The organism is Deferribacterota bacterium (assembly GCA_034189185.1).
In the GTDB taxonomy this organism is placed as follows: domain Bacteria; phylum Chrysiogenota; class Deferribacteres; order Deferribacterales; family UBA228; genus UBA228.
In genome coordinates, this window is record JAXHVM010000093.1 from 1 (window position 1) to 7,007 (window position 7,007).

Annotated in this window: 7 protein-coding genes; 5 read left to right on the forward strand and 2 right to left on the reverse strand. The window is 29.9% G+C overall.

Going from position 1 to position 7,007, the window contains the following annotated elements:
• On the reverse strand, positions 1-907 hold a 907-nt coding region (locus SVN78_07070; GenBank protein ID MDY6821365.1), incomplete at its 3' end, for an EAL domain-containing protein.
• A gap of 61 nt (positions 908-968) precedes the next feature.
• Here SVN78_07070 and SVN78_07075 point away from each other — a divergent pair.
• Genes SVN78_07075 through SVN78_07095 form a run of 5 tightly spaced genes read left to right on the forward strand, consistent with a single transcriptional unit; the run spans position 969 to position 6,574 of the window.
• A complete protein-coding gene (locus tag SVN78_07075) occupies positions 969-2,429 on the forward strand; it encodes an MraY family glycosyltransferase (protein MDY6821366.1) in 1,461 nt (486 codons plus the stop codon).
• Between the two features lie 21 nt (positions 2,430-2,450).
• Positions 2,451-3,209 (forward strand): enoyl-CoA hydratase-related protein, encoded by a 759-nt coding sequence (locus SVN78_07080; protein MDY6821367.1) that lies wholly within the window; start codon positions 2,451-2,453, stop codon positions 3,207-3,209.
• Positions 3,210-3,222: 13 nt separating this feature from the next.
• Entirely contained in the window at positions 3,223-3,840 is a 618-nt protein-coding gene (locus SVN78_07085; protein ID MDY6821368.1) for an enoyl-CoA hydratase/isomerase family protein, read from the forward strand.
• Positions 3,841-3,843: 3 nt separating this feature from the next.
• Complete coding sequence (locus SVN78_07090; protein MDY6821369.1) at positions 3,844-5,565, forward strand: proline--tRNA ligase; 1,722 nt, start codon at positions 3,844-3,846, stop codon at positions 5,563-5,565.
• A gap of 55 nt (positions 5,566-5,620) precedes the next feature.
• Positions 5,621-6,574 carry a peptidoglycan DD-metalloendopeptidase family protein gene (locus SVN78_07095; protein MDY6821370.1) on the forward strand — a complete coding sequence of 318 codons (954 nt, stop codon included), beginning with the start codon at positions 5,621-5,623 and terminating at the stop codon, positions 6,572-6,574.
• A 9-nt stretch (positions 6,575-6,583) separates the two neighbouring features.
• On the opposite strand, the gene SVN78_07100 is transcribed toward SVN78_07095, so the two are convergent.
• Positions 6,584-7,007: bifunctional ornithine acetyltransferase/N-acetylglutamate synthase (locus SVN78_07100; protein ID MDY6821371.1), on the reverse strand; the 424-nt coding region annotated here is incomplete at its 5' end.

Sequence of the window (7,007 nt, forward strand, 5' to 3'; positions counted from 1 at the left end):
ATCCTGTGTTATCAACTACTGGTAGAATAGTTAGCTCTGGATTATCCTCAAACCTTTCAAACACTTCTTCCATTGTTGAATTTATAAGTACTGGTTTAACTGTATCAAGCCTATCTCTTATGAGGTCTTCATCGGTAGCGGCTCTTCTCCTATCAAGCTTAGCTGCCTCTTCAACTGATTTATATACAAGATCTATGCTTTCTATATCTTTAGTTGGCTTTGCAACAAAATATCCCTGTAACATATCAATACCAAATTGCTTTATCATGAAATATTCCTCTTTTGTCTCGACACACTCAGCAATTATGTTTATACCAAAAAGATGGGCGATCCTTGTTATATATTGTAAAAATGTTCCATACCTAATATTATTAACATTACTAACTAGATCTCTATCTATCTTAATAAAATTAGGGCTATCTTGTGATAGCAAAGGATAATTCATACTATAAACACCATAGTTATCAATTGACAACTTAAAACCACTCTCTTTTGCATAATCTATTAATATATTGAAGGTTTTTATAAAGTGTTTATTCATGCCTCCATCTATATCAAAGCAAATATTTTCTAAAAACAATCCCTCGTCGGTTATAATCTCTGTTACATTATCAAAATTAAACTCATCATTACCTACAAAAGTATCATTAATATTTATAAACAATATTATATTTTTGCTAAAATTAGCTTTCTTAAAACCTTTAATAGCCTTTCTCATTATTTCACATTCAATCTCAAGATAATTCTTTTCATTTTTTATAGTATCAAAAAATTGAGGTATGTTACTAAATCCCAGATTATTATATCCCCTTAAAAAGGCCTCAACCCCAACAGTATTGCCAGAATAAACATTGAGAATTGGCTGATAAGAATAAAAAATTTTATCAAGTATTTTGTTTGTTTTCATATACTAATATGATAATATTGTAAATCATAAATAAAGTAAAATATTTGTAAATTTAATCAATATGTATAAATATATTTTGCCATATTTTATTTCTATCTTTCTAATACCTCTAATAATTTCTTTATGCAAGAGATTTGACATTCTAGAAAAACCTGAAGGCAAACTTCATAGTGTAAAGGTTCCAACAATTGGTGGTCTAGCTATATTTATTAGTTTCTTAGTAGCATTTGCTGTAGTAAAACCAGTTGCCAACTATCAACTGTTATTTATTTCACTTGTATTAATTACCTTCTTTGGACTAATTGACGACTTAAAAAAACTAAATGCAAATATAAAATTTATTATACAGATATTTATTGCTATAATTATATATATATTTCTATCAAACTCATATGAAATTATTTTTGCGAACAATCTCATAAATATTATATTTGCACTTATTCTTATTATATGGATGCTCTTTATGACTAATGCCATAAATCTAATAGATGGTCTTGATGGGTTAGCTAGTGGACTTTCTATATTTATTTTGGCCATCTTTAGCTATCTTTTGCATTTAGAGGATATAAATAGCTTTGCCATATATGCGGCCTTGTTGACAGCTGCCACTTGGGGTTTTTTAACATTCAATCTTCCAAGGGCGACTATATTTATGGGGGATACAGGTAGTCTATTTTTAGGTCTAAATATCTCAATTATTTCTACTATTTACTTTATAAATAATATGACCATCAAAAATTTACTAATTATCCTAACGATTCTGGCAATACCTATCATAGATTCAACAACATCAATAATAAGAAGATTAAATAAAGGTAGCTCACCCTTTATAGGAGATCTAGAACACCTCCATCATAAGCTCTATTTTAAAACTGACGACCAAGAAACTACTATATGCGTATTTTTTCTTTTGCAACTTATTATAAACATATATGTTTTGTTTTTTTATATTAATTACAATTTTATTCATTTTTTTATAATTTATATATTTATTATTTTATTCTTTATCTTTTTATATAAATTTCCCCTTAAACAGGTTATCACTAAAACTTATGAAAAGATAGGACATCCCTCTCCATTTGAATGGTTTTTATATTTTATCATTAATTTATCAATTTTTGCCTTAATACTTATACCAAACTGGATTACAATAGTTCTTATATTGTTTATGTCTATATTATATATAATCTTTACAACCTATGAGAAATTATCTTACCAATTAAAAGATGTTATTATTCTGGTTATTATATTTTATCTGCTTAACTATAACTATTTTAGCATAAAAAATACTGTTATTGGATTAATATTGCTAACTCTAATTTCATTTTGGTCTAGTAAAAAAATACACTTTAAAAATATTAAGCCTCTTTCATCATTGGATTTTATATTCTTAAATACAGTTATACTTGTTTGTCTTTACAAAGAAATGCCTTGGCTTAACTTTATTTTAGCGCTACTATTAGCAGTTGTCTTTTATCTATACAATAAAAAGTATTTAATATTGCTCAAACAACTCTCTTAATATAATATAATCTACTAAATTATGAATAATTGTGAAATTTTTCATATTGATGAGTTAAAGATAGATGACTTAAAACAACTCTTTGACAGTTTTAAAGGCTTTGAGAAGAACAGGTCAAAAGACATTTTTATGCTTAAAATATACAAAAATCAAAAGGATATTACCAAATATTTAGATTATTTTAAGTCATTAAATAAAAGTGATATTCAAACATATAGTGAATTAAGCCAAAAAATTGCCGCATCTATTATTAATTCAAGAAAACTTGTGGTTGCTGAAAGTGCCGGCTATGTTTTTGATGGTTATTTTGAGTTATCATTAATAGCAGATCTATTTTTAACTACAAAAAATTCTGAGTTTGGCTACCCTTGTCTCGATAAGGGAGTGATCCCCCACTTTGGTGGGCTTAAAATCTTAACAAGGGCTATATTTGAGCAGTTTATAAAGTATATCACCCTTACTGGTGAAATGCTTAATGCTGATGAATATTACAAGAGAGGTATTATAAGTAAAGTTTTTGACACAAATGAGGCCTTAACAGATTATACAAAACATCTTACCTGTAAGATTAAAGAAAAGAGTGTTTTTGCCTTAGGCTTAGTTAAAGAGATTATAAATAGAGCCCCTCATCTAGCCTTGGAGGATGCCCTTCTAATTGAACAAAATGCCTTTTGTATATCTTTTGCTAGTAAAGATAAGGATGAGGGTATAAAAGCCTTTTTAGAAAATAGGAAAGCACTTTTTACTACTAGATGGGAGGATATCAATAACGCAGAATAGATATTTTAAAACAGTGCTGACAAAGGATAACATACTATCGATTATCTTTACACCAAATAATAAAATTTACAATATATTAACAGTTAACCTTTTAAATCAATTAATTGATTATTTGCAATCATTAGACTCATCTATAAAGATTATAAGATTCTTTGGGACAAAGGGATCCTTTGCTGTTGGCGCTGATATTAAAACATTGAAGAAATATTCTGCTGTAGCAGCCAAAAAATTCTCCCTATTGGGCAATAAACTATTTAATTTAATCTCAGATGATAGGTTTATAACAATTGCAGAAATAGATGGCTATTGCATGGGTGGTGGTGTTGATTTTGCAGCAAGCTGTGATTTCAGGTTTGCAACTAGAAAAAGTGTTTTTGCTCATCCTGGTGTAAATTTAGGTTTTATTACAGGTTTTGGCGGCACAGCAAGAATTCCAAGAATCACTAAATTTTCATTTGTAAAAGAATTTTTCTACACAGGCCATACTTTTAAAGCAAATGAAATGTTAAATAGTGGCTTTCTCTTAAAGACCTTTGAAAGCACAGCGTTAATGCATAAGTATACAAAAGATTTTATAAATAAATTAAAAATAAAAAACTTATTATATAAAAATGAATTATATAAGAGGTAATAGATGAGGCTTTCTAACTATTTTATTTCCACACTAAGAGAGGCACCTGCTGAGGCAGAGGTAATAAGTCATAAACTTATGATAAGAGCCGGGCTTTTAATGCAGGTTGCTGCTGGCATATATAATTATCTACCCTTAGGCTTACGTGTTTTACAAAAGATTGAAGCAATTGTTAGGACTGCTATGAATGAAGCTGGTGCAATAGAACTATTAATGCCAGCCATGGTTCCTAAAGAGTTATGGGTAGAATCAGGTAGATGGGAAAAATATGGTAAAGAGCTATTGCGTATAAGAGATAGGAATGATAGAGAATTTTGTTTTGGACCAACCCATGAAGAGGTAATAACAGACATTGTTAGAAAACATATCAAATCCTATAAATCATTACCAATAAATTTATATCAAATCCAAACAAAATTTAGAGATGAAATAAGGCCAAGGTTTGGGCTTATGAGAGCACGTGAATTCATAATGAAAGATGCCTATTCCTTTGACGCAAACGAAGAAGGTGCCAAAATTAGTTATGAGAAAATGTATAGGGCCTATCAAAATATTTTTGATAGATTAGGACTTAGATATAAAATTGTTGAGGCAGACACAGGTGCAATAGGTGGAACCTTCTCACATGAATTTATGGTTTTAGCAAATAGTGGTGAGGATACCATAATATATTGTAAAAACTGCGGATATAGCGCTAATTTAGAAAAGGCGGCCTTAAAAGAAAATCAGAAAGAATCTAAAGAGTTAGAAAAACCCTTAGAGAAAATATCTACACCCAATATAAAAACTGTTCAAGATGTCAGCGAATATCTTAACGTAGGATTAGAAAAAATTGTAAAAACACTAATATTAAAAGCAAAGGACTTTTACTTTGCAGTATTAATTAGCGGTGAACATGAGCTTAATCTTACTAAGGTTAAAAATAATATAACAGAGACAATGCCTGATTTTGCAAGTCAAGAAGAGATTGAAAGATTAACTGGTGGGCCTGTGGGTTTTTCAGGTCCCATCGGTTTAAATATACCCGTATATGCTGACTACTCAGTTAAGGGCTTAAAAAATTTTGTTATAGGGGCAAATGAAAGGGATACCCACTATATAAACGCTAATACCTCTAGGGATTTTATAATTGAGCATTATTATGATTTAAGATATGCCAAAAAAGGTGATTTATGCATCAATTGTAATAGCCAATACGAAAGCATGAAGGGTATTGAGACAGGACATATTTTTAAACTGGGGACAAAATACTCAGAAGCTTTAAAAGCTTACTTTAGCGATAGAGATGGAAAATTAAGGCCATATATTATGGGCTGTTATGGCATTGGAATAGGTAGAATAGCCTCAGCAAGTATCGAGCAAAATCACGATGAGAAGGGGATAATTTGGCCAATCCAGATTGCACCCTTTGAGGTTGTTATTATACCAATTAATACAAATGACACCCTTATAGTAGAAACAGCTGAATCTATCTATAAAAAGCTAAAGGAACAAAATGTAGATGTTGCCATAGATGATAGGGATTATAGGGCAGGTGTGAAATTTAATGACGCCGATCTTATTGGCTACCCCATTAGAATAAACGTTGGCAAGAAAGCAATGGAGAAAAATGAAGTTGAAATCTATATTAGAAGCAAAAGAAAGGCAATATTTGTTAAATATGACAAGCTATTTGAGAAACTTTTTGATATAATTGAACAACTAAAAGAGAATAATTTTGTATGACCTTGATAAGCCTAATTTAGTTGACAAATAGTAAAAAACTATATAAAAAATATATATGATTAGCAAAAATAAGAAGAATAAACTAAAAGATGTAACCCTCTTAGTCTTTGATAACTATAAATATAAAGAGGTTAAATCCCTAAAGATAAACCTCAAATATCTTTATATTTGTGGATTTATTTGTCTTATACTATTTATTATGCTATTTGTATCTTATATTTATCTAATAGAGATATATCTCCAAAGAGACAATCTATTAGCATATAAGAGCGAAAATAAAGAGTTAAAAAGTAAAATAAAAGAATATGACGAGCTTGTTGCCTCTCTTAATAAAAAATTTATTAATGTCAAGATCTATGAAAACAAGTTAAATTCTCTATTAAATGAGGTTAAAAAACAAATGGGGAATATAGATCTCTCAATAGGTGGTACTGAATTTGAGGCAACTAATGAGGAATGGGAGTTATCAGCAAAAATAAAAGAGAAGGAATTCTTTAATCAATTAGATGATTATTTAAAAAAACTTGATGAAAATCTAACAAAAAAAGAAAAACATATTAAGAGCTCTCTTTTAGAATTAGAAAAATACACTATAAAATACCAGTCGCTGCCCAATATTTCCCCTGTTGATACGGGCTATATATCAAGTATATTCGGCTATAGAATATCTCCATTCTCAGGTAGAAGAGTAATCCACTCTGGCTTAGATATTGCAACAAATTATGGCACCCCAATAAAAGCTGTTGCAAATGGTATTGTCATCTTTGCTGGATATAAGGCCCTCTATGGCAGAATGGTTATGATTGATCATGGCTACGGTTATATTACTCGATATGGCCATTGTAGCAAGCTATTAGTCAAAGAAGGGGATTATGTCAAAAGAGGGCAAACTATAGCAAAGATTGGATCAACTGGCAGATCAACGGGCCCACATGTCCACTATGAGGTATTATATAAAGGTGTGCCAATAAATCCCCAAGAATTTATTAATGATGATGTTTTCTCTTAAAATAAACATTTAAGTTCTATAATCAGCATTTATTTCAATATATTTATGACCAATATCACATGTATAACAATAATAGGAAGATTTACCTTTATTTAGATCAATTGTTATTGTATATCTTTGTTTTTTCATAATCTCAGCTACTTTTTCCTCATTTTCCTTTGAGGTGAGCTCTCCATTTCTAACAAGGGCTAGATTGTTAAAATATATATCAATTTCTTCTGTTAACATCTCAATTTTAGAGGCACCTAGGCTTGCAATAATTCTGCCCCAATTAGGATCCTCCCCATTTAGCATTGTCTTAAATAGTAATGAATTTGAAAGTTTATTAACTGCTTTTCTTGCCTCTTTTTTACTTTCAGCACCTTTTAAATAGATTAAAACGCATTTCTTAGCCCCTTCTCCATCACTAACAATACGCAATGCAAGCTCTTTG

What these genes read in the sequence shown, in the direction of transcription:
- SVN78_07075 (MDY6821366.1), top strand. Translation starts at nt 969, where the DNA reads ATGTATAAATATATTTTGCCATATTTTATTTCTATCTTTCTAATACCT.
- SVN78_07080 (MDY6821367.1), top strand. Translation starts at nt 2,451, where the DNA reads ATGAATAATTGTGAAATTTTTCATATTGATGAGTTAAAGATAGATGAC.
- SVN78_07090 (MDY6821369.1), top strand. Translation starts at nt 3,844, where the DNA reads ATGAGGCTTTCTAACTATTTTATTTCCACACTAAGAGAGGCACCTGCT.
- SVN78_07095 (MDY6821370.1), top strand. Translation starts at nt 5,621, where the DNA reads ATGATTAGCAAAAATAAGAAGAATAAACTAAAAGATGTAACCCTCTTA.